The sequence below is a fragment of the Cytophagia bacterium CHB2 genome (genome assembly GCA_030263535.1).
Taxonomy (GTDB): domain Bacteria; phylum Zhuqueibacterota; class Zhuqueibacteria; order Zhuqueibacterales; family Zhuqueibacteraceae; genus Coneutiohabitans.
In genome coordinates, this window is record SZPB01000056.1 from 1 (window position 1) to 23,056 (window position 23,056).

Consider the following 23,056-nt stretch of genomic DNA (forward strand, 5'->3'; position numbering starts at 1 on the left):
CAACTTTCCGGTTGAAGAAGTAAAGCATTTGGGCGCCGATATCGTTATCGGCGTCGATGTCGGTGCGCCGCTCTCCTCCGGCGAGAAACTGAATTCCATCTTCAGTATCATTGATCAGGCTATGAGTTTTCGCGGCGCGGAAACCAATATTCGACAGCAGCAACTATGCGACATTCTGATAAAGCCCGACATCACCGGTCTTTCCGCGGTCAGCTTCGATCGCGTCGACACGTTATTGCACCGCGGTGAAATGGCGGCGCGACGCGCCTTACCGCAACTCCGCGCGCTGCTCGATTCGCTCGGCTTTGCAACGCAACGGCAACCGCGGCCGGCGCCGCCGCAACCGGATTCGATTCATGTGCAAGAGATCACGATTTCCGGATTGCATGATGTATCACAACGTCTCGTGCTTGCAGAGCTGGGAATACGTCCGCCGGCCTGGCTCAAAGCCGAGCACTTGGAAAAAGCGATCGGCCGCGTCTATCGTTCACATTTTTTCGAGCGTGTGACTTATCGTTTTGAGCCGCATCCCCAAGGTGTGAAATTGTTCGTTGAAGTCATCGAGAAATCCGCCGATCTTTTTCGCCTGGGCTTGCGCTATGACACCAGCACCAAGGCCGCGTTGCTGCTCAACACCACGTTTCGCAATCGCGCCGAACACGGCTCGTCATTAAGTTTCGATCTGAAATTGGGGGAACAGTTTGAATTCGATGCGCAGTATTTCATTCATACCGGCGTTCTGCCTCATGTTGGATTGCGCATGCGCGCCAACTATGCCAGAACGTCATTGGATATTTTCGACGAAGGCCAGGCGATCGCACGCTACCGCCAGCGCACCAGCTTCATCGAGGGCACGCTCGGCAGTTTTTTTTCAAATGTGGCGGTTATCGGCATTGGTTTAAAGGGCGAATCCGCCAGCTTTTCTCCGGAGGTGGCCTTACCGTCGTTTCCAACCCTGCGCGAACGCTTTGCCTCCCTGTTCGGGCTAATCTGGCTTGATACGCAGGATCGCGCGGTATTCCCGAGCCGCGGCCATTTACTGCTCTTAAAGAGTGAAGCCGTATCTGGCAAACTTGGCGGCAAGCCAGAGTTTTGGCATCATACCGGCGATTGGCGCGGCTTTTTCGCCGTGCATCACCGGCTCACCTGGCTTATGCGCGTGCAGCTTGGCCACGCAAGCAAAGCCGATTTGCCGTTACACTATAATTTTTTTCTAGGCGGACCGGATTCCTTTGTCGGTTACAAAACGCAGGAATTGGCAAACAGAAATGTGCAAGCCTTGCAGCTCGGCATGCAATATGAAATCATGCCGCATCGTTATCTGATCTTGCGCTGGAATGCCGGCAACACATTCAATCGCTGGCAACTGCGGCTTGATAAGCGCCGTTTTGTCACTGGCGCCGGCCTCACGCTGGGCTTTCCCACCGTCATCGGCCCGATCGAGCTAACGGCAATGAGCAGCAGCCAACATAATTTCTTGACGCATTTGACGATTGGATACAAGTTCTAAAGCCAATACCGTTCACTTTGGATTCTCTCTTAAATAACTTGCCCGTATCACAAACCGCGAATGGACGCTAATAAACGCGAATTTTAAAATTAGCGGATATTCGCGTTTATTGGCGGTTCCGCAAATGAGTAAGTTATTTAAATGGCGTTCCTAAGTGAACGGTATTGGTTCTAAAGCGTCTCGAATCACGCTATTTGCTCATGCGCGTTAACTTGCTTGACGACGGTTACAGAAAAATTTTAGGAAATGCCTGCGTCATTTTAACAAGTGCCGTGGCGTAGGCCCGCAGAACGGGGATATGCGCTTGACATTCTCTCAAATCATGTTAGATTGTTGCGTGTTGTAGGATAGTTCGCATGCTGCATGGTTGAACGAATCTTTGATGGAGGAGTATTATGTCAGTCGCACGGGTAACAGAAATTACGGCGTCATCGCCCAAGGGCTTTGAGGATGCTGTGCAAGTTGGCATCGAACGCGCCAACAAAACATTGAAAAACCTGACCGGAGCCTGGGTGAAGGAACAAAAAGTAATGATCACCAACGGTAAGATTGCAGAATACCGCGTCACAATGAAAGTCACATTCATTTTGCAAGACTGAGATTTTTTGCGACCAGGGACTTTTTCTCAACGAATGGCGCCGGCTCCGGCGCCATTCGTCGCTTTGTTTGCGTGCCGCGGAGTTTTTCATTCTTGCGGAGTTCTTATTCGGGAGCTTTTCCATGTCTAAACTCGCTTTTCTTGATGAGGAAATGCAGGCTTTGCAGGACCAGGGCCTGCTGATCACGATTCGCACGATTGAAAGCGCAATGGGCGCCTGGATTCAAGTCGACGGCAAGCGGGTCTTGAATCTCTGCGCCAACAATTATCTGGGATTCGCCAACCATTCCCGCCTCAGAGAGGCGGCGATTCAAGCGATTACCGAATATGGCGTTGGCCCGGCCGCCGTGCGCACGATCGCGGGTACACAAAAGCTTCATCTCGAATTGGAGGAAAAGCTCGCGCGCTTCAAGGGCGTCGAAGCCGCCATCTCGTTTCAATCCGGTTTCATCTCCAACCAGGCCGTGATTCCCACGCTCACCGGCGCAGGCGATGTGATTTTTTCCGACGAATTGAATCATGCGAGCATCATCGACGGCACGCGGCTTTCGAAAGCCAAAATCGTGCGTTATGCGCATAATAATGTCGCCGACCTGGAAGATAAAATCAAAAACGAAACGGCCGTGCGCCGGCGCTTGATCATCACCGACGGGGTTTTCAGCATGGATGGCGATATCGCCCCGCTGCCGGATATCGTCGCGGTTGCCGAAAAATATGGCGCTCTGACGATGGTGGACGATGCCCACGGCGAAGGCGTGCTCGGCAAGGCCGGGCGCGGCATCGCCGATCATTTTGGGTTGCATGGCCGCGTCGACATAGAAATCGGCACAATGTCAAAAGCATTCGGCGTGGTGGGCGGATACGTCGCGGGCAAGAAAAAGATCATCGAATATTTGCGGCAGCGCGCGCGCCCGTTTCTTTTTTCCAGCGCGGTGACGCCGGCAGATGTGGCGGCTTGCATTGCTGCGGTCGACATTCTCTCGGAATCCGATGAATTGGTTGCCCGGCTTTGGCAGAATACCGCCTACTTTAAAGAAAAAATGCAAGCGTTGGGGTTTGATTTGGGAGAGAGTGTCACGCCGATTACGCCGATGATGATACGCGATACGGCGCGCGCGCATGCGCTCAGCAAACAACTGTTCGAAACCGGCATCTTCGCAATGGCAATCACCTTCCCCACTGTTCCCAAGGGCAAGGAACGTTTGCGTATCATGATGTCGGCCACACATTCCACGGAAGACTTGAATTTTGCCATTGGCGCGTTTGAAAAAGCAGGCAAAGAGTTGGGGATTATCAAGTAGGCCTGTGGAATTTTGCTGATCACCAAATAACATTTGACAATTTAATCATCCACACGATACGATTGCCCATGCTTTCTACTTAAAGGCCGGGGCAAATTGCAACGGGAGTCCAGCATTTCATGCAAGATCAAATCATCCACGTTGGCCACAGCCCCGATCCTGACGATGCCTTCATGTTTTATGGCCTCGCGAGCGGCAAGGTTAAAATTCCAGGCGTTACCATTGCGCATGTCATGGCCGATATTCAAACATTGAATGAGCGGGCGTTGCGCGCCGAGCTTGAAGTGACGGCAATATCCGCGCATGCGCTGGCGCACGTGGGCGACAAATACTGGATCATGCGCACTGGCGCAAGCATGGGCGAAGGCTATGGCCCGATTATCGTCTCGAAAAAACTCTCGCATCGCCGCGAGCTTGCGGGCAAAGTCATCGGCACGCCCGGCAAATGGACCACCGCCAATTTATTATTGAATATCTTTGTAACGGATGCGCGCAATATCGATATGCCGTTCGATCGCATCATCGAAGCGGTTTTGGCGGGAGAAGTCGATGCCGGCTTGTTGATTCACGAAGGCCAAATTAATTATCATCAATTCGGGTTGAAAAAGCTGATCGACTTCGGCGAAGTGTGGCGGGAGGCGTGCGGCGGGCTGCCGTTGCCGTTGGGCCTCGATGTCGTGCGCAAAGATTTGGGCGAAGACATGGCGCACCGTTTATCACAGGGCCTGCGCGACAGCATCGCTTACGGCTATGCGCATCAAGACGAGTCGATTCCTTACGCTTTGGAATTTGGCCGGGGTATCGATGAAAAACTCGGCGAGAGATTTGTTAAGATGTACGTCAATGAGGTGACGATTGACATGGGGGAACGTGGTCAAAAAGCGCTTGAACGGCTCTACAGCATGGCTTACGCCAAGAAACTAATTCCTGCGCAGCCGAAAGTCCTCCTATATTAGCATTCCTCGTTTTCCCCGGCAACGATCAAACAGCGGCCAACAATTGCAACTATTCTGCATTTGCTGGCCGCTGTTTTTATTGCCTTACTTCTTGAGAATAAAATTCACTGCTGGTGCAGCCGCCACGTTAACCTGCAGCAAGCCCAATTGTCTCATCAATTCATCACGTCGCGCAAAAAATGCTTCGCGCAAATGAGGAGAGATCGGTTCTGTGGAAGCGGGCTTCATGCGCAACGGATCGATTGGCCGGCCGTTAAGATACATGGTGTAATGCAGATGCGGCCCGGTCGCCATGCCGGTAGCGCCGACATAGCCGACGACTTGACTCTGATTCACAAAATCTCCCACGCGTAAATTCTCGGCAAACCGTGACAGATGGCCGTACAGCGTCGCAAAATGATTCTTGTGCTTGACAATGACGCGATTGCCATAACCGCCTTCCCATCCCATGGCCGCCACCTCGCCATGCGCTGTCGCCACAACCGGCGTGCCGCTTGCCGCAGCGAAATCAACGCCGGTATGCGCCCGCACTTTTTTCAAAATGGGATGCATCCGCCCGTAGGAAAAATGCGAGGAGATACGGCGGTAATTCAACGGGGATTTGAGAAAAGTCTTTTGAAACGAGTTGCCGTGGCGATCAAAATAACCCGCGCGGCCGCTATCAGCGTTGAAGTAAAACGCCGCATAGCTCGAATCGCGTTGCTCGTACGTGGCGGCGAAAACCCTGCCGTACCGCACGAACTCACGCTGTCCGTTTTCTTTATCAACGAACAACTTTTCGAAAAGAATGCGGAACCGATCGCCGCGCTGCGTATCGATGAAAAAATCGATATCCCATTGAAAAATATCCGTGTACTGCAACAGCAGCTCGGGGGATTCATTCTGCGCCAGCACGGCATCATACAGCGTTGTCGTGATCTCGCCTTGCAAAATCTCCGTCTCACAATGCAGATGCAAGGAATCCGCGGCGCTGATGAAATTATCCGTGCTGTCACGCTGCACCCGAATCACCAGCTCCGGCGAGGGCTGATAGGCCAACTCGTGCAAAATGCCCAACGAATCCAGCTTCAGTTGCACCGAGGTGCCGGCGCGCATGCGGCGCGGATCAAAAATCGCGCGCAGCGCTTCGATACTTGGGAAAATATCCTCCGGCCGGACATAACTCATGCTGAGGATCTGCGCCAGCGTCTGACCGCGGACAAGAGTGTGATCCACGATCTTCAGATCGAGCGGTTCCGGCGCCGTTGCCGTCGAGTCCACAAACGGGATGACCGGAATTGTTTCTGTTGGTTGCGACTCAAAATTCTTGAAAAAATAAGCTGACACCGTCAAGATGATCATCAGCAGCAAACGTCCCGCTAGTGATGACCACTGCGTGTGTTTTCTCATATTCTCTCCCTCACAACAACACAGGTAATCAGATAGTCCTCCTTTTGCATTAGAAATAGATCGCCAGCGTCAAGACCCCGGCGGTGGCGATGCCAAAACCGCTGCCGCCGCCCAACTTCGTTGTTGCCGTGTTGGGGCCTTGCGTGGTCTCTTGATCCTTGCGCGAGATTTTACTGAACCCAAAACGATATTCCGCGGACAAACTCGCTTCCTTCACGATAAAAAATTCTGCGCCCACCAAAGCAAAAAAATCAACTTGCGACCCGCCCACGAAATTCAACCCATTGATGAGTTCGCCATTCCTGCTGTTTTTCACAATGAACTGCTCAGAGGCTGGTCCAATATTGGGGTTCTTCCTCTCGGTCGAAGTGGTCGAGAGGGCGACCCCCACGCCCCACATCGGCGTCACACGGCCTATCCCGCCGTGAAACTCAAGCGCGCCGGAAATGCCGACACGTGTTGCAGAGGTTTCCCCATCCTGCGCCTGCTGGCCGCTGGCGGGATTTGCAGGATCGTCTTCACTGGCCGAGGCAAACTGCAGCCCGCCACGAAAAGCCGTCGAGGGCGACAAATAATACTTCACTCCAATCCCACCATTAAAGCTGTTGGCATTCAGATTGTCCAATCCCGAGAAGTTGAACAATAGCGCTTTGGAGCCGCTTTGCAACGCCGGCGCCACCTGCGCCAATGCCAGACTGTGGCTTAAACACAGCGCCAAACTCAGCACCAGTTTTTTCATAGACCCTCCGAAAAATTCTAAATGAACAACAACCGTCCGACGAACATCGTTCGGGAAGGGTTTATACGTTGGTATTCATCAAAAAAATCCCGGTGCACGGCCGATGATTCTTTCTACCGGCCCGGCGATTTCTTCAGCAAAATCTGGCGACTGTCTTCCTTGACCACGTTATTATAAAATTTTTTGAAACCTGCGTATTCCTCCGGCGCAACAACGGATTTGCGATTGATCAACACGCGCCGGCCGTTGAGCGCGCCAGCCGCAAAGGAATAGCGGACGCTGTAGTCTCCAATCGGCGAAGCATACTCCACGACATTCGGCAAATCCATCGGGGCATAACCGGCGGGCAATTTCACTTCAATTTCCTGAATCAAGCTGTCGGCCCAGGGCCAGTACTCATAGGGATGTTTTCGGCTTTCATAAGATAAGGCCTCGTTCGCGGGCAAATCGTCCGCCCACGGCATCTTGAAGAGTTTGAATTGGCTGGCATCCGTGACATAATTGGGCGCCTCAAAATGATAAACATAATTCACCTCAGGCGCAAGCTCGTCCAGGTTTTGCAGTTCGAGCCTGGTTAACTTGACATTCGGGAAACTCTCGCTGAGAACCTGCGCCAGCTCTTTTTCACGGTCTCTTGCGCTCAGATGGCGATACTGCTGTCGCATCGCCGCGCCCAATGAACCGGTTTTGCGCGAGCGTTCTTCCACCGCAATGCTGTTGTCCTCGCGAATCGTTGCGATTGCCCGGCGCGCCACCACACGCGAGGCCGAGCTTTCGCGCGGCAAATATCCCGGCGCGTTCACGCCCGGTTTGATCAACAATGAAAAGCCTTCGATGTCAAGCTCCGGCATGGCATTCACCGGGTAATTATTCGCGGTGAGATCGAGATACTGCATGCCGGTTTTCGTTTCGACGCCCGCGATGCAATGATTGAAAGCGATGGCCGGCAGAATATTCTCGTTGCGGCCTTGATCTTTGGTATTCACCAGCACATGATGCGCCGCAATATCCACCTCGCGCAACATTGCAATGCATAAGGTCGCCACGTCTTTGCAATCGCCAATCTTCGTCACCAGCACATCGCGCGCCGATTGCGGCACCAAACCGGATTGCCGGAACGGCACGCTGCTGTAGCGAATGTTTTCGGTGATGAAATTGTAAATGCGCGCAATTTTTTCTTCTTCTGAAATCTTATCGAGATCAGGGAACAACGCCGCAACTTGTTCTTTGATCTCATAAGAGCTGCGTGTTTTCGTTGCGGCCAAATCTGAATACCATTTCACCAGATACTCCCAATCCGGCAGGCTGGTGAGGTACAGGACTTTGCCGATATCTTCCAGCAAAGGCATACCGGCTTCATAAGGCAACGCCGGCTCGTCGTGCATTTCCCATTGATAAATCACGCCGCCTTCGGTCGTTTTTCTCACCGGCGCATCCGGCATGCGCAAACCACGATACTGAAACTTGAGCTCGGCGGGCGCCAGCAAAGAATAACGAATCTGCTTGATCGGATAGAAGCCGTTGAAAAAAAAAGAGTCCCAGAAATGATTGGACAATTTGCCGCGATAGAAATTCTTGATGCGCCATTTGAGATAAATGAAATCGTTTTCCTCGAGCGATTTAAACACGACCTGGTTGTTGCCCACGTCGGCCTTGATTTCCGTGCCGTCCGCCTTGATCACAACGGCTTTCTCAACAATCAAATCTTCGCTGAAGGAATTATAACCGATCCAATACTCTTTAAAATCATCGACGCCATTCTTGTTGAATACTTTCACCAGCAACTCCTCCGCCGACTCGGAGGCGCCCTGCTCATAAACCACACGCTTGTGATCGGACAGCAAAATCACCCCGCTGTTATCCGGATAAGATTCGGCGCCGGGGGAATTCTTGATTAACTCGCGTATATCTCGCGCCTCAAACTGCGTGAGAATCGGTTGCTTGCCTTCGAGCGCGCGCAGTTTCTCCCGCGCGTCGTAATTGGTGGGGAGATAGCGCAGCGCCTGACGATAATCGTTTTTGGCAAGCTCGAGGTTGTTTTGAATGCGATGCACCTCGGCGAGCTTGGCCCAGTAGCCCGAACTGTTCGGGCAAATGGCAATGGCCTGGTTTAGCATTTGCTCGGCGCTGGCATAATTTTGCTGGCTGAAGTAGGTGTTCGCCATCTGAAAATAATAGCCGGGCGAAGCGGGTTCGAGCGCAATGAGTTGGCGGTACGTCTCCTCCCACTTTTTGAGATTGCCAGCTTTGAGATAGGTGTCGGCCAGCGCGACCAGCGCATTTACCTCGTTCCGTTGCTTGACGTAGGCCGATATGATTTTTATAGCGTCGTCGTATTTTTGCGTTTTCTGTATCGCAAACGCCGCTTGCACAAATGCAAAGCTCCAATTCGCGGGATACTGCTGATAGGCTTTGCCCGTGAGTTCGAGCAGCTTTTCCACCTCGCGCTTTTTGCTGTAAAGCTGCATCTGCAATAGATAAACGGTTTCAGAAGCCGGAAGCATGCGCTCGAGATTTTGCATCAGCCGTTCAACTTCGGCATACTCCTCGTTTTCAAGATGTTGGGAGATTTTGTATTGCAGAACACTCGGCACGTTTTGATCGAGGCCATGAATTTTCTCGATCGCGGTTTCGATTTCATCATACTTCTCGCCGCGGCGATAAGCTTCCAGCGCATGCTCATAAAGCATGGCGCAATTGGGCGCGCGCTTGCTGGCTTCACGCAAAATCAACTCGGCTTCAATCGCTTTGTCATTGCGCAAATAACTGTCGGCCAGCAAAACATAATTTTCAAGCTGATCGGGATGCTGTTTGATCTTTTCTTGAAAAAACGTTTCGGCAAAATTTTCAACCGGTTTGACCGGCGCGCCGGGTTTGCTCTGGTAGGCCTGCGTTGCGGTGGAGACCTTCAAGCCGGGAACCGGCGCACCGTGCGCATCCGTAATACGCATCATAAAATTGCAGCGATCGATCTCGGAAAAACCGCATTTGATCAGCAGGCGATTCCAGCCCGCTTGCAATTCCGTCGCGACCATGTAGGTGTCGAGATCGTTGTTGTTCTCATCAAAATATTGAATCAGCAATTCGTCATTCAAAAACGCCTTGAGCGAGCCGGACGTGCCGATGCGAATTTGCACGGTTTGCTTTTGGGGGGAATAAATAAAATTATTGGCATAAAAAACCGACTGCAGATAGGCAAAGTAATGGCGATGATCGATCCAGCGATCGTTGCGAATGGCGGTAATTTTGAACCATTGCGCGGGAACGCCGTTCTTGCCCTCGTACGTTTTTTCGGCATCGAACTCAACTTCCGGCGGATAAACATTATCAAAACCGCAAGCCGAGACATTGTCGAACGGGCCGATCACAAGCCATTCATCGATGCTGTTCATACCGTCAAAAAACTTTTTTGACTTGGCCAGATCGCCGCGTTCCTGATAATGCTCGCCCACCACTTCACTCGCCATGGCGCGCAACACACCCCCGGCGTCCGCTTTCTTGGCCAATTCTTCAACGAGCGCCAGCGCGCCGGACTTGGGATCGTTAAGGCTCTGCCGTAACTGCGGCGTCAACCACACCGCATAAACGTACGGATAATAATCTTGCTCCGTTTGCAAAACGTTTTTGAAGGTCTGCCACGAAGCCTCATACTTCTGTTGATAGGCATAGAGCAACGAGAGGCCGAGATAAGCGCGGGTATTTTTTTGATCTTCTGAAATCGCCGCCAAAAACTTCCGCTCGACTTGCGATTGATCGTTCGTCTCCCAGGCCTGCCAGGCTTCCGCAACGAGTGTGCTACTTTTTTCACTGCTGGCGAGCAAACTGGTAACTTGCAGCAGCGCGAGTATTAAATTAATTTTACATATTCGTTTCATGATTCTTTATCTCCCAGGTTTGAGCAAAATCCTGCCCCATGGCGTCGCTTTGTACGTATCCAGAAGACACTTATCAAATGAGTTTTTTCACCGATTTTTGGAGTGAGAGCCGTGTCCTGGCATCTGCAGAAACGGGGTGGCCGCGACTTAATGCCGTGCGTCACTCACGCTTCATATACCCTCAAAATTTCATAAAGCGTGGTGCGCTGCGCCGGAACATATCCCGCTTCGCGAATGAGTTGAATCACTTCATCCGTCGAGGTTTTGTTGACGAAGTTGGCAGCGGCATGAACGTTCTCTTCCACTAGCGTGCCGCCAAAATCATCTGCGCCAAAGTGCAGGGCGATTTGGCCGATCTTCTTGCCTTCCGAAAACCAGGAGGCTTGAATGTGGGGAAAATTGTCGAGATAGATGCGCGAGAAAGCGATCATTTGCAGATAACGCGTGGGCGTGGCATACGTCGGAATGATTTTTTCCAGCGGGGTATTGCCCGGCTTAAAACTCCACGGAATAAAGGCCGTAAACCCGCCGGTTTCATCTTGCAGCTTGCGAATGCTGTCGAGATGGGTGACAATATCTTCATCGGTTTCGAGATGCCCGTACATCATCGTCGCCGTGGTTTTGTAGCCGAGCAAATGCGCTTCACGCATGACATTAAGCCAATCGGCAGATGTGCCTTTTTTACTGCTGATTTTTTTCTTCACCCGGTCGGAAAGAATCTCCGCGCCGCCGCCGGGAATCGTGTTCAAACCGGCAATTTTTAATTGCTGCAACACCTCGCGCAGCGAGAGTCCTGAAACCTCGGCCATGCCGAGAATTTCGGAGGTTGAGAAGAAGTGAGGATGCACCTCCGGCACTTCTGCGCGCGTGCGCCGCACCAACTCGAGATAATAATCGAACGGCAGTTTGGGATTCACGCCGCCTTGCAGCAGAATCGTGCTTACGCCTTTTTGCGCCGTTTCCTTGAATTTCTGAATCATCTCATCGACCGAATAAGTATAGCTATCCGCCTCGCCTTCGTGCCGATAAAACGCGCAAAAGATGCAATCGATGTTGCAAACGTTGGTGTAATTTGGATTGGTGTCCACAACAAATGTAACCACCGGCTGGGAATTTTTCGCGCGGCGAATCGTATCCGCCGCCGCGCCCAGTTCGAGCAATTCACCGTGCTTGAGAAGCTGTAAACCTTCTTCGGGCGAGAGCCGCTCGCCGGCGGAGGTTTTGGCGTAGAGGTTGTGAAGAGTCATTTGTAAGTATGTTTTATAAGGTCAAACAATTTTTTCCCATGAATAATTCAAAAATTCACGAGGCGTTAAAATAGGAATACCTCGAAAAGGGTGTAAGACCAGCAAATCAGCGTCTCCGCTCACGATACAGTCGGCATTGCCGCTCACCGCCAATTCCAAAAATTTATTGTCTTTAGAATCGCGACAGTCGGTAATAGTCTCCGTAGGCGCCTTGAGCAGGGCTTCTCGTAACATTGTTGCAAGCAACTGAATCTCTCTTCCTCCGTCACATACTTATTAAACTCCTCCCGCCGTAGAACCTCATTTAGTTCAGTTATTGTAGGCAGTGAAAAGAGTAATTTGCCCTGCTGGCGGGCACGGTCCAGAGCTTGACGTGAGATCGACTTCTTCAGCAACGAGGCACTAACAAGTGCATTGCTGTCGAAGATAAAATGCAGGTCAGCGCTCATGGAGAAGTGTGTTCAAAATCTCGGGGGTCAAACCGCGTGCTTGCGCTTTATCGCTGATTTCATCCAACAATACATTCAACGGCTTGGATGATGCGCCAAATTCACGCAACCACAGACTCAGCAGAAGTTGCATTTTCTTTTGGTCTTCTGCGGAAGCAGACGCATAGATTTGCGCAGAATCCGTGTCGAGCGAAATGCTAATTGTTTCTGTCTGCATTGTCATTACCTTGTTTTCAGTAACGCAATCGATTTTGTTCTTCTTTATAATATGGTTTTCGACGCCAAATGTGCAAGTTGTTTTTGCTGCGACACCGTTTTCAACGATCACGGTCAGCGCCGGGCCTGTTGTCGATTCGTTGTTGATTCGGAGACGCGAAATTCAAACTCGATCACCAGTAGGCGCATCCAGTTTGTGGCCACATATAACATTTTTGTAGTGATAACCTCAATACCCCTCCACTCCCTTAATCTCCTCCAACTCCGCAACCACATTGCCCAGGTTGAATGCCTTGATGTAAAGCTCCGTCGTCGTCAAAACGGGAATCTTGCGGTCGTCGTCGGTAATGTGGACGATGAGCCGGCCTTTTTGGTTGTACAAGCCGGGCGTCTTCATCTGCGGTTCAACCACAAGACAGTTGAATTTGCCCGCCCTCACTTTGATTTTTTCGCGGCGATACACGATAATTTTCAGCGGTAGAATCTTGCCGTTGTCATAATTGTCGACAAAGACGGTATCGCCCGGCGCGAGCTTTTGCGTGCGAATGTAGTAAAACGCTGAAACGACATCCTGCACGAACAGCGGAATGGCGACCGTGTCACGCTTGCTGTTTTTCGTGGTGATCGCCAGGCCCCGCTCCAGATCGAAATCCACGACACGATCATCGCGAAAACTGCCTTCGCGCTGCTGCTTTTCATAGCGCCAGGTGAAAATGCCGTCAACATCGACGAACGAGCCGAGCTTGTCTTCGACTTTATAGAATCTCGAAAAGAAAGAATTCGTCCAGGCCTCCCACAAGAGATGATAACACGGACGGCCATTCACGTTCACGATTTCGGGAATGGACATTTTTGCCGAGCCGGCGACGATCGGGCCGTAGCGCACAATATAACTTAATTCTTCGCCGACATTGAATGCGCGGTTGACGATAACGCGCAAGGGCGCTGCGTTATTGCTGGAATCGGCGCCGTTGGCAGAGCCGGTCTGCTGAGAAAATAACGCAGATGTCCACAGAGAAGAAAAAAATGCAACGCTCCAAAACACGTTTGACAATTTTAATCTCAGGTACGTCCTGTGCTTCATAGCATCTCTTCAAGTTTGAGTATCGCCTGCTCGACGGAAATCGCGCGCATGCATGCGCACACGCGCTCTTGCGATTTGCGGCAGCGAAAACATTCTTCCTGTTGCGACATCAGCACATCGGCGCGGCAGCCATACGGGCCCCAACGCTCGGGGCGGCATGCCGTGATCGGCGGATAAAACGCTGTCACCGGCGTTCCCACCATGCGCGCCAGATGCAAAGGCCCGCTGCTGTTTCCCACGAACAACGCGGCGCGGCGAATGACGCCCGCCAATTCTTTCAACGTTAAACGGCCAGCCAGATCAATCAGTTTCTCGCCGGACAATTGCTGAATTTGCTGTGTGAGCATTTGTTCACCCTGATGCCCGGTCAAAACGACTTGATGTTTCTTTTCAGACACAAGATGCTTTGCCAAAGCTGCAAAATGTTCCGGCGGCCAATCACGCGCCGAACCCCCGCTGCCCGGGTGCATGACCACAAACTTTTTCTCAATGCCGTTTGCCGCCAATTTATTGGCAAGCGTTGCTTCAATTTCGTTATCGAAGCGAACCTGAAATTCAACTTCCGCATCGTTGATGCCCAGCGGTGCGAGCAATTGCAAATTGAATTCCGCTTCATGCCGCGCCGCATGTTTGCGATGCTCATAAATCCTGCGATTGTACAGCAGGCTGTACCAGCGATATCCCGTGCCCACGCGCAGCGGAATTCCCGCGCGCACAAAAGCCCACGCCAGCGCCGGGCGGGGATAAAGCGCCACCACCGCATCGAACGAATATTGACGCAACAGTTTTGACAAAGCGCCAGCCTCATTCACCTCATCAATGCGAATGATGCCGTCAACCGCGGGATGCATCTCCAAAATATCGGCGGTATAATTCCGCGCGAGAAAATGAACTTCAGCAGCCGGAAATGCCTTCTTGATCGCGGTGGCAACGGGCGTCGACAAAATCACATCACCCAGGCGGTCCGTGCGCGACAGTAAAACCCGCTGCAACAAACTCACGCCGTTTCCCGGCGATGATTTTGCACGAGCTTCACGATCGCGGGCATGACGCGATCCAATTCCTCGGCAATGATATCCGCGCATTCGCGATAAACGGCTTTGCCAAAACCGATGGGGTCTTCGATATCCGGATCATCGGGAATATCATCATTCGCAAAGCGTTTCAACAGAAAAACGTTTTCGCGGTAATTGGGGTATTTGCGCTGCAGGTAATTGACATGCTCATTTGCCATCGCCAGAATCAGATCGGACTTTGCCACCAAGTCCGGCGTGACGCCTTGTGAACGATGGCCATGCAAATCGCCGCCCATTTCTCCGACAACGTTAATAGCGAAATCTGCTGCCGGCATGCCGTTGATGCCCAATGTACCGGCGGATTGAATGTCAACCTCGTCTTGCAAGCGTGAAGGCAGCTTCATGCGCAGCAGCGCCTCCGCCATCGGGCTGCGACAACTGTTGCCGCTGCACACGAAGAGTATATTAAAAGGCTGGTTTGAATTCACGTTTGAATATCTCCGATAGATTTAATGATCGCCTCTTTGGGAATAGCGCCGGCGCGCAGCAAACGCGGCGGATCGATCGTGACATCTAAAATCGTTGAAGCTAAGGAAGTCGAGGCGGCTCCCGAATCTAAAATTAATGGAATCGTCTCGCCGAACTGGTCGGTAATATCTGCAACCGTAAGCGCTGCCGGGCGGCCGGCGAGATTGGCGCTGGTCGAAATGATGGGCGCGTTGAGCTGTTCACTCAAAAGCCGCGGCAGCGCGCGCGCCGGCACGCGCACAGCCAGAGTCGAACTGGCCGCAATCAAATTCTGCGGCACTTTTTTCGTCGCTTCAAAAACAAGAGTCAATGGCCCGGGCCAAAACTCGTTCATCAACTTTTCCGCCAGCGGCGAAATGTATTTGACCCATCCTGACAGCATGTTGTTGCTGGCAATAATAACCGGCAATGCTTTTTCAGTAACGCGCTGTTTCAGAACATAGATCTGATCGATCGCGCCGGGCAGCCTGGCATCAACACCGAGGCCGTACACCGTGTCGGTGAGGTAGGCAATCACCTGGCCTTCGCGCAGCGCGTTGACGGCGAGCGTTAGGCTTTCGGGCTCGGGATGGTCGGCGTTGATTTTCAATACATTCATTTGGCTGTCTGAAATTTTTGACGCGTGATCATTGCTTTAACGCGCGCGAAAACTTCCTCAACCGCAATCTCCAGCATGCAGGCATGCGTTCCAATCGGGCATTTTTGCGAGCCGTGCGTGCTGCAAGGCCGGCACGGCAAATCGTGCTCGATGACGCCGTGACCTTCGCCGTAGGGCGCGAAACCGAAACGCGGCACAGTCGGTCCGAAAATCGTCAGCACTTTGCAATTCGTTGCAACGCCGAGATGCGTCGGCGCGCTGTCATTGCTGATCAAGACGGCGCAACGATCGAGCAGCGCCGCGGATTGCCGCAACGACAGCGCGCCAGCCAGACTCAAACAATTTTCGCCTGCGGCTTGCTGAATTTCACGGCAAAGCCCCGCGTCGCTTTCGCCGCCAATCAAAAAGACACTCGTATTCAGTTCGGCGATCAAGGCGTTTGCGAGCTGGGCGAAACGATCGGCGGGCCAGCGCTTCGTTGCCCAAACCGATCCCGGCGCCAGCGCGCACCAAATGCGTTTCGAGTCGGCATTTTTCGTGAGTTCTGTGGCTCGCGCGGCATCAGCCTCGTCCCAATCTACTCGCGGCTTCAGCTTCTCCGGAATTTCTCCGAAAGGCCGCAGCAAATCGAGGTTGCGTTCGACTTCGTGTTTTTCTTGATAGCGCACACGCTGAGTGAACAAAAATGCGCCGGCGCTGCGATCAAACCCAATGCGCTGCGGAATACGCGCCAGCCAAACCAACAAGGCGCTGCGCAGTGAGCGATGCGGTACAATCGCGAGATCATAATTTTCTGAGCGCATGGCTTTTGCAAAACGCCAAAGCGCGTTGGCGCCGCGCTGTTGGCCTCGTTTATCAAAGATCAAAACCCGGTCGATACTGGGATTTTTTTCCAACAAATTTGCTGCCGCCGGGATGGCCATAAAATCAACCTGGCAAGGTGCGAATATCTCATGCGCCGCTTGCGCCAGCGGCGTTGCCAAAATCACATCGCCGATAAAGGCGGTTTGCACGATCAGAATTTTTCGGGCGGATGGCATCAAACTCAACTAGTATCAGTCCGAAAGTACCACCGCCCGGGCGGTTGCTAATGAAAAACTCTGCTGGTTCTTGCGATGATTCATGCTTCGGGACTAACCGCCCGGGCGGTAGACGGTTGCGTTTCAAGTGAATGCGGCTGGGTTTTCCACCGCCGGTGCATCCAAAACCAATGATCGGGATAGCGGCGAATATAATCTTCCAAAACCTTGCTCCAGCGCGTGGTGATCTCGCGAATTTTTTCTTCGTCACTCAAGGTTGCGGCAAGGTCATCGAAACGCAGGCAATCACTTTCTATAACATGCGTTCCATCAGCCTGGCGAATGGCGACAACGAACAGAATCGGCGCGCCGCTGCGCAACACGAACGCGGCCGGGCCGCGCGCGGTGGAGGCGGGCCGGCCCAAAAAACCAACAAAAATGCCGGATTGCCCCGCATCTTGATCCGCGAGAATCGCTACGAATTTTTTCTCGCGCAATGCTTTCAAAATGCCCTTCATCGCAGAGCCGCGCGGAATGCTGGCCATGTGCATCTGTTGGCGCGTGCGCCGAATGAGCTGATCGGCATAGGGATTGTTCTGCGCTTGATAAAGAAAAACCATGGGAAAGCGCCGCGCCACCATCGCGCCGAGATATTCCCAATTGCCGAAATGCCCGGTCATGCAAATCGCGCCGCGGCCTTCTGCCAGCGCTTGCTGCCAAAGCTGTTCATGTCCGCTATCACGGAATCTCACAAGCTGATCAAGCTCTTGCGCTGAAAGTTTCGGCAGGCGAAAATATTCCATCATCATCCTGCCGAAATTTTCATAATTGTTGCGCGCGATAGCCTGCAATTCTGCGCGCGGCATTTCGGGAAACGCATGTTGCAAATTTTCCAGCGCAACGCGCCGGCGAATGCGCAGAATCGAAAATGTAAATCTTCCCAGGCCCGCGCCGAACGCGAGCAAGGTCCGCCGCGGTACAGCCGCTGCGATTTGCACGAGCAGCAGCAGTCCGAGATATTCCAACAAATGCTTGAGTTTTCGCATGAAGGCACAGGTGACAACGAATTTTAAGACGAAACTTAGCCAAAAAATGGCTGATTGTCAAATTGAATGTCGGTAATCAAATGTTCACATTGCAATCAGATTTCTTTCGGTTTGGTGCTCCGTTGAGTTGGTTCTTAGGAGTATGCACCCGAATTGTCATTCAGAGAATCTTGTGAAATACTCGACATGAGGCCCAGAATTTCACAGAATCCTTCCAGGATGACAAGATACTCGTACAAATCAGCTCAACTCCACCGTCTGGCCAATCTCGCTTTTTGCAATGAATTCGCCGTTTCGCCAAACGCGGAATTTTTTGCCGTTGCGTTCGACTTTGAGCTTCACGCCACGCATCATGATGTCATCCAACACAAACGCCTTCAACTTGAATGGAAACGGAGAAATCGTCACGCCCTCATCGTGCGGGCGAATGCCGCAAACATATTTGAGAATGAGATCATTGATCCATGAATGCTGATAATCATCGACCCCGCGGTAGAGGGCGGGCTTGCCGGTGAACGGATGGTAATGCTCAAAACAATTCGGCCGCCGGGGATCGCCGTCAAAAAACATCATGTGAATGAACTTGGTGATAAACTCAACCGCAACCGTTTGCAATTCTTCATCATTGAATCGAATCGCAGTTTGCGCCAGCGCCTCGGCGAGGTGGCTGTTTGTCATGGGCCAGACGCGGCCATTCCACGGGCATTTCATGCGCTTGCCTTTCCATTCCGGCGCGGCGCTGAAAAGCGGATCATCAACGCTTGAAGAAGGCGCCGGAAACGGCGTCCAGAATTCATTGGGATTGCACAAATGTTTTTTCAAACCCGACAGATGCGCATGTGAGACAATGTCCGTGAAATAAGGATAAAAACAAACCGCCGCTTTCACGCCGGTACGTTGTCCGATTTTTGGATCAACATCAAAAAACATCTCTGTTTTCTCATCCCACATGAGCTGCAAAACCGCGGCTTTAATTTTTTCAGCGCCGTGCTGCCAGGCTTTCGCCTCCTCTGCGCGATCGAGTTGCGCGGCCATGCGGCTCAACGCGCGCTTTAACTCGTAAATGTAAACCGTCGCATCGACGCCTTTAAGACGAAACCCCTCGCCCCAATTGTCATGATCCGCGCGGGGATCAACCGCAAGATAGCGCGACATGAATTCCTGACCGGTTTCGTATTGATTATCGATGTCATACAATCCGCTGTTTTCCGCGTCGCGCTCGCGATCGAAATATTCGGCGTAGCGTTTCAATCCCGGATAAATCGCTGCGAGAAATTCCTGCGAAGGGTGAATGCGCTGGAGTTCAAGCACGGCATTGCCCCAATCGGCATGATAAAATAACTCCTGGCGATACTGATTAACGTCGATATAGCCGCGCAAACCGCCGTCTTCGCGTTGATTATCAAGAAACGTGAGTAAACTGCCGGCTGCCAGCGCAGGATCAAGACGCCAGCGATTCTCGCGCATGTGGCACATCGCGCTATAGGAGATCGGCGCGCGAAAATATTCGATGCCTTCACAAACAAATGGGTGTTGATAATTTCCTTCCTGCACGGATATCGTATTTAAGCGCAAACCGTACCAACGATACCAGTAATAGCGCGTGAAGTATTCGTCCGAGCACTGAAACTGAGGAACTTGGGAGAGATAACTGCGCCAACTCTCCCGGTTTGCTTTGATTGGATGCGATTTCTGCAACGTCTCCGGCAAAATTTTGGGCGGCGCTGTCTGCGGCGCAATGGCCAGTCCAACAACAACACTCTTTTCACCCTGCGGTTTTAAGTTGATTTCCGTATGTAAAGCAAAATAGAGCAAGCCCTCGTTATCTATGCTGCTGATCTTAACCGTGTCCGGCAACTTTCCCGCGACAAAAGTCTCGTAAAACGGCGTGAAGCGCCAATGCGGTTGTAACGCCGAACGTTGGCTGAGACTGATGGCATGCGAGGTTACTGCTTGATTCATACCCAGGCTGACAGCAATGCGCAGTTGAGGCCTATCCGCAGGTTTTAGATTTTTGACAAAAGTTATCGTCTCACCGTCAAAAGTAATCTCTGACAACCAGGAGGTTTGTTTGACGGGGAAGGATTGTTGCACCGTCCAAACGACAAAATGCAGCCGCAGCTTTTTACTCGAACGGTTGCGCAAGCGCACGAGACAGCTTGCAACATCGTTCGCAAGAATTGTTTTCTGCTCGACCAGGCGCAATTGTTCATCTTTTCGCCGTCGCTGACGCGAAACCGCGTTATATTTTTGCTGGAGAAAATCAGGCCGCCATTTGCGTGATCGAAACTCCAATGGGATTTCCCGGCCGTCTTCATCAAGCAATGCCCAGGTAAACAGCGGCGCAAATTCATAATTGAAATAACTCGCTTCATCCCAAAAGCCGGGATAATCGAGATATTGCGGAAACGGCGGCGCCCATTGCAGGCGATTGCCGCTCAGGTACCATTTATCACGACGGGAGAGATCTGCAATGGGATCAAATTTTTTCATAAGAATTCTTCGTTCTCTTTGCGTTCGCGGTTGTGGCCAGATCAACGATCAACTACTCTCCAATCAAACCAAATGCAATGGCCAAGCCATCGCAAGATCATTTGCTGAACTCTTGTATCCGGCATTACTCTGTTTCAATCACGATCTCATGCTTGACGAACTCACCGGCCGCGCCGTCCGGCATCTTCATCACCAACATGTTGGCGCTCGCCCGTGCGCCGTGCACGGCCTGAATTCTTTCGCCCTGCACAATTCCTAATTCGTAGTTTTCACCGGCAAGGCCTTCGACGGTGAGTGTCAGCCTGCCCTCCTGCCAATGCGCGGAGATAATCTTCAAGCCTTTGTTGGTGTCGCCGGTTTTGGTGGTAATCACCGGCGGCAAAATTTCGACGTTCGGTTCGAAGTTGATCAAAACCGTTGCAGAATCCGTCAACATGAACTCGATTACTGGTTGAATCGATTGTGCAGAAACGGAGGGCGAAAAGTTGACGGGGATTCCATTCACGTATGCGCTTTGAATCTTGCTGCCTATGCCGAGAGCCGGCGCAAATTGCAAGGTATAGGGTTCAATACCCTTGCTTTTTGCCGTGAGTTTGATTTGACTGATTTCTCTTTCATAGTGAAAAGAAAAAGCTTCCTTTCCAACTTGATAACTTCGAATCGTGACGTCCGGCCAATCTGCCGGAAACTGTGGCGCAAAATGGATTCGTTTGTCGAGGGCATTTCCGGCGAGTCCGAGCATGCCACGTACCAGCGGCAACACTACGCCGGCGCTGCAAAAGCCCTGATGCGCGACCGCTTCCTGCGGCCAACTGTTGTGATAGCCGGAGAACACCTCCGTAACGAAACCCAGCGCGTTGTCAAATGTGTGCCGCACGCTTGCCATCAGTGAATTATAACCCTGCAAAGCAAAATGATGTTGGTACTGCGCGGTTGCCACCCAACTGGTGAGAAAGGGCCACACCGCGCCATAGTTGTAATTCAGCGGTTCGAACAAGCGGCTTTTGATTGAAATGCTGCGCACGCCCCAATCCGTGGTCAATTCCGATGAATTCAATTTTTCAAGCGACAGCGCGCTGCGCTGCGGATCTGCGAGATTCCACATCAACCCTACCGCAGCCCAGGGCGAAACTTCAGCGACGTGTTCGCCTTGGGCGTTGAAGGCATACGAATACTGCCGCAGCTTGTCATCCCAAAATTTTTCGTTGAATGCTTGCTGCGCTTTTTCAAAATCACGTTGTGCTTTGAGCGCGTAGTTTTTCTCGCCGGCGATCTGCGCGAGTGTTGACATCGCCCAGGCGGCGCGCACCCAAACAGCAGCGAGATAAATATCCGTTGCAATGTTCGTCAGCGAACCAAACTCCAACGCGCCAAGCCCGGCCTTGCTGTTGTCCATCAAACCGTCGCGATTGGCGTCGGTCGAGAGGCACCATTCATATGCTCGCCTAATCGATCGCCAACTGTTTTTGATGAAGGCTTCATCGCCGGTCATGGTGAGATAATCGTACATCGCGCACAAATAAAACGGGGTGGTGTCGCCGTGAATATAACCATAGTGATAATCTTTAAACCAATTGATATAGCCTTCGGCCTGGGAAAGTTCGTGCGCCATTTTGCCGTCGTCGCGTTGCCATTTCTGCGTGAACGCAAGCGCTTCCTTCACTGCCTCGAATGCGCCATAACTGTTCATGCTGAAACTATTGATGAAAGCATCACCGCCGAAAAACCAGCCGAAACCGGGGCGGCCGCTGGTGCCGGAGGCGCCGAGTCCCGCCACCAAGCCCTTGCCGAGCGTGGGATGATCGACGCGCAAATTGTCGTAAGCAATCTTTGCCCATTCAAACGCGAGATTCAATTCGCGTTGCGGCGTGATGACTTGCAGCGTGCCCTCCCGCAGTCGGCGGTAATAAGCGACATTTTGTTGGTAGAATTGTTCCGGTTGCGCTGCGAGTTTTTGATAGACGGTTTTGATTTCATCGCGCTTGCCTTTGCCGCCGGCCATGATGATGGGAATATATTTTCCTTTGACTGCTGCAACGTCTTTGATCTCGATCTTGAATTGATTCGGCACATCGGAAAGCATGTGAGCGGGTGTGTATGAAATGCCCGAGGCTGCCGGAGAACCGAGATAGCCGTGGTTCATGCGCGAGGATTCCGAAATGAGATATGCTTTCATGCCGTTATCCCAATGCGCATATTGCCCGCCAATGCCCGCCGGCCACATGGGCTGCAAAACCGGCAGGAAGCTGCAAATGATGGTCAGCGGCTCGGTTGAATCGACCTCGAGCAAAATTATTGCGCCCGGTTCGGAAACCGGGGTGAGATAAATCGCGCGAACGGCAAACGATTGATAGGTGAATGTAAGTGTGGTGGCCTCGGGCGTGGCGGAAATAAAGCGCACAATATCTTTGCCCTTGATCGGCTCAGTCGAACTGCCGAGCAGAAAGGAAAACTCAAAATTGCGGAAGAGTTTCAAGGGATACGCCCAGGCTTCGAACGAGCCGCTCTCGAAGCCGAGAATGGCAAACTTGCTGCCGGCTTTGTCAAAATAAGTTCCGGGTTGCGCCAGCCGCGACAATTCGAGATCATTGGCTTGCAGCTTGAAAGCCGGAACGAGATTATCCTGGGCGAGCGCCTGAGCCAGGCTCAAAAACAATGCTGTAATCGCAAAAAAAATTCTGAGCATACCTTTCCCTTCGGTGAATCTCAGCCTTTTAATCCTGTGAGTGTGATTCCTCGCACAAAATATCTTTGCGCCAAACAGAAAACGATGATGATCGGCAGCATCACAATCACCGCCGCCGCCATTTGATGCGTCCAGTCGAGCGCATAAATGGTGCTGAACGAAGCGATGCCGACTTCCACGGGCCGCATCTCGGTTTGGCTGGTAACGATCAACGGCCAGAGAAAATCCTTCCAACTGTTCATGAAGGCAAAAATGGCGAGCGTGGCGAGCGCCGGCTTGGCCAGCGGCAGCACGATGCGCCAGTAG

General features: G+C 52.1%; 18 protein-coding genes and 1 pseudogene. 4 read left to right on the forward strand and 15 right to left on the reverse strand.

Annotation, left to right across the window (positions count from 1 at the left end; translation table 11 throughout):
- From FBQ85_07880 to FBQ85_07895, 4 genes are all read left to right on the forward strand, one after another.
- Positions 1-1,510 (forward strand): hypothetical protein (locus tag FBQ85_07880; protein ID MDL1875078.1); only part of this gene is annotated, 1,510 nt, incomplete at its 5' end.
- A 395-nt stretch (positions 1,511-1,905) separates the two neighbouring features.
- Positions 1,906-2,109, forward strand: a complete 204-nt coding sequence (locus FBQ85_07885) for a dodecin domain-containing protein (GenBank protein ID MDL1875079.1) — start codon at positions 1,906-1,908, stop codon at positions 2,107-2,109.
- Positions 2,110-2,230: 121 nt separating this feature from the next.
- A complete protein-coding gene (locus tag FBQ85_07890) occupies positions 2,231-3,409 on the forward strand; it encodes a glycine C-acetyltransferase (protein ID MDL1875080.1) in 1,179 nt (392 codons plus the stop codon).
- Positions 3,410-3,540: 131 nt separating this feature from the next.
- The gene (locus tag FBQ85_07895) at positions 3,541-4,365 is read left to right on the forward strand and encodes an ABC transporter substrate-binding protein (protein MDL1875081.1); all 825 of its coding nucleotides are present in this window, start codon (positions 3,541-3,543) and stop codon (positions 4,363-4,365) included.
- 84 nt (positions 4,366-4,449) lie between these two features.
- Here the strand turns inward: FBQ85_07895 and FBQ85_07900 are convergent, their stop codons facing one another.
- From FBQ85_07900 to FBQ85_07970, 15 genes and pseudogenes are all read right to left on the reverse strand, one after another.
- Positions 4,450-5,754 carry a M23 family metallopeptidase gene (locus FBQ85_07900; GenBank protein MDL1875082.1) on the reverse strand — a complete coding sequence of 435 codons (1,305 nt, stop codon included), beginning with the start codon at positions 5,752-5,754 and terminating at the stop codon, positions 4,450-4,452.
- Between the two features lie 49 nt (positions 5,755-5,803).
- Entirely contained in the window at positions 5,804-6,493 is a 690-nt protein-coding gene (locus FBQ85_07905; GenBank protein MDL1875083.1) for a hypothetical protein, read from the reverse strand.
- 113 nt (positions 6,494-6,606) lie between these two features.
- Positions 6,607-10,368: a DUF3857 domain-containing protein gene (locus tag FBQ85_07910; protein ID MDL1875084.1), complete on the reverse strand. Its 3,762-nt coding sequence runs from the start codon at positions 10,366-10,368 to the stop codon at positions 6,607-6,609.
- Between the two features lie 164 nt (positions 10,369-10,532).
- Positions 10,533-11,615, reverse strand: a complete 1,083-nt coding sequence (gene mqnC, locus FBQ85_07915) for a dehypoxanthine futalosine cyclase (GenBank protein MDL1875085.1) — start codon at positions 11,613-11,615, stop codon at positions 10,533-10,535.
- Positions 11,616-11,636: 21 nt separating this feature from the next.
- Positions 11,637-12,064 (reverse strand): annotated as a pseudogene (locus FBQ85_07920) (putative toxin-antitoxin system toxin component, PIN family).
- Positions 12,054-12,281, reverse strand: a complete 228-nt coding sequence (locus FBQ85_07925; GenBank protein ID MDL1875086.1) for a hypothetical protein — start codon at positions 12,279-12,281, stop codon at positions 12,054-12,056. Before FBQ85_07925 ends, FBQ85_07920 begins: the two are co-directional and overlap by 11 nt.
- A 228-nt stretch (positions 12,282-12,509) precedes the next feature.
- Positions 12,510-13,364, reverse strand: a complete 855-nt coding sequence (locus FBQ85_07930; GenBank protein MDL1875087.1) for a DUF3108 domain-containing protein — start codon at positions 13,362-13,364, stop codon at positions 12,510-12,512.
- Complete coding sequence (locus FBQ85_07935; protein ID MDL1875088.1) at positions 13,361-14,449, reverse strand: glycosyltransferase family 9 protein; 1,089 nt, start codon at positions 14,447-14,449, stop codon at positions 13,361-13,363. The genes FBQ85_07930 and FBQ85_07935 overlap by 4 nt, the downstream gene beginning before the upstream one ends.
- Positions 14,362-14,868 (reverse strand): low molecular weight protein arginine phosphatase, encoded by a 507-nt coding sequence (locus tag FBQ85_07940; protein ID MDL1875089.1) that lies wholly within the window; start codon positions 14,866-14,868, stop codon positions 14,362-14,364. Before FBQ85_07940 ends, FBQ85_07935 begins: the two co-directional genes overlap by 88 nt.
- Positions 14,865-15,506: a threonylcarbamoyl-AMP synthase gene (locus FBQ85_07945; GenBank protein MDL1875090.1), complete on the reverse strand. Its 642-nt coding sequence runs from the start codon at positions 15,504-15,506 to the stop codon at positions 14,865-14,867. The genes FBQ85_07940 and FBQ85_07945 overlap by 4 nt, the downstream gene beginning before the upstream one ends.
- Entirely contained in the window at positions 15,503-16,546 is a 1,044-nt protein-coding gene (gene waaF / locus FBQ85_07950) for a lipopolysaccharide heptosyltransferase II (GenBank protein MDL1875091.1), read from the reverse strand. Before waaF ends, FBQ85_07945 begins: the two co-directional genes overlap by 4 nt.
- Positions 16,547-16,626: 80 nt before the next feature.
- Positions 16,627-17,571 carry a hypothetical protein gene (locus tag FBQ85_07955; protein ID MDL1875092.1) on the reverse strand — a complete coding sequence of 315 codons (945 nt, stop codon included), beginning with the start codon at positions 17,569-17,571 and terminating at the stop codon, positions 16,627-16,629.
- 240 nt (positions 17,572-17,811) lie between these two features.
- Entirely contained in the window at positions 17,812-20,064 is a 2,253-nt protein-coding gene (locus FBQ85_07960; protein ID MDL1875093.1) for a hypothetical protein, read from the reverse strand.
- Between the two features lie 124 nt (positions 20,065-20,188).
- On the reverse strand, positions 20,189-22,750 hold the full coding sequence (locus FBQ85_07965; GenBank protein ID MDL1875094.1) for a hypothetical protein: 2,562 nt from the start codon (positions 22,748-22,750) through the stop codon (positions 20,189-20,191).
- Between the two features lie 20 nt (positions 22,751-22,770).
- A partial coding sequence (locus FBQ85_07970; protein MDL1875095.1) for a carbohydrate ABC transporter permease occupies positions 22,771-23,056 on the reverse strand: 286 nt, incomplete at its 5' end.

Bases quoted from the DNA above. Each gene is read 5' to 3' on its own strand.
- FBQ85_07905 (MDL1875083.1), bottom strand. From the start codon at position 6,493: ATGAAAAAACTGGTGCTGAGTTTGGCGCTGTGTTTAAGCCACAGTCTG.
- FBQ85_07960 (MDL1875093.1), bottom strand. From the start codon at position 20,064: ATGAAAAAATTTGATCCCATTGCAGATCTCTCCCGTCGTGATAAATGG.
- FBQ85_07900 (MDL1875082.1), bottom strand. From the start codon at position 5,754: ATGAGAAAACACACGCAGTGGTCATCACTAGCGGGACGTTTGCTGCTG.
- FBQ85_07930 (MDL1875087.1), bottom strand. From the start codon at position 13,364: ATGAAGCACAGGACGTACCTGAGATTAAAATTGTCAAACGTGTTTTGG.
- FBQ85_07910 (MDL1875084.1), bottom strand. From the start codon at position 10,368: ATGAAACGAATATGTAAAATTAATTTAATACTCGCGCTGCTGCAAGTT.
- waaF (MDL1875091.1), bottom strand. From the start codon at position 16,546: ATGCCATCCGCCCGAAAAATTCTGATCGTGCAAACCGCCTTTATCGGC.
- FBQ85_07890 (MDL1875080.1), top strand. From the start codon at position 2,231: ATGTCTAAACTCGCTTTTCTTGATGAGGAAATGCAGGCTTTGCAGGAC.
- FBQ85_07965 (MDL1875094.1), bottom strand. From the start codon at position 22,750: ATGCTCAGAATTTTTTTTGCGATTACAGCATTGTTTTTGAGCCTGGCT.
- FBQ85_07945 (MDL1875090.1), bottom strand. From the start codon at position 15,506: ATGAATGTATTGAAAATCAACGCCGACCATCCCGAGCCCGAAAGCCTA.
- FBQ85_07955 (MDL1875092.1), bottom strand. From the start codon at position 17,571: ATGCGAAAACTCAAGCATTTGTTGGAATATCTCGGACTGCTGCTGCTC.
- mqnC (MDL1875085.1), bottom strand. From the start codon at position 11,615: ATGACTCTTCACAACCTCTACGCCAAAACCTCCGCCGGCGAGCGGCTC.
- FBQ85_07935 (MDL1875088.1), bottom strand. From the start codon at position 14,449: ATGCGCGGATATCATTGCCGAGGAATTGGATCGCGTCATGCCCGCGAT.
- FBQ85_07925 (MDL1875086.1), bottom strand. From the start codon at position 12,281: ATGCAGACAGAAACAATTAGCATTTCGCTCGACACGGATTCTGCGCAA.
- FBQ85_07885 (MDL1875079.1), top strand. From the start codon at position 1,906: ATGTCAGTCGCACGGGTAACAGAAATTACGGCGTCATCGCCCAAGGGC.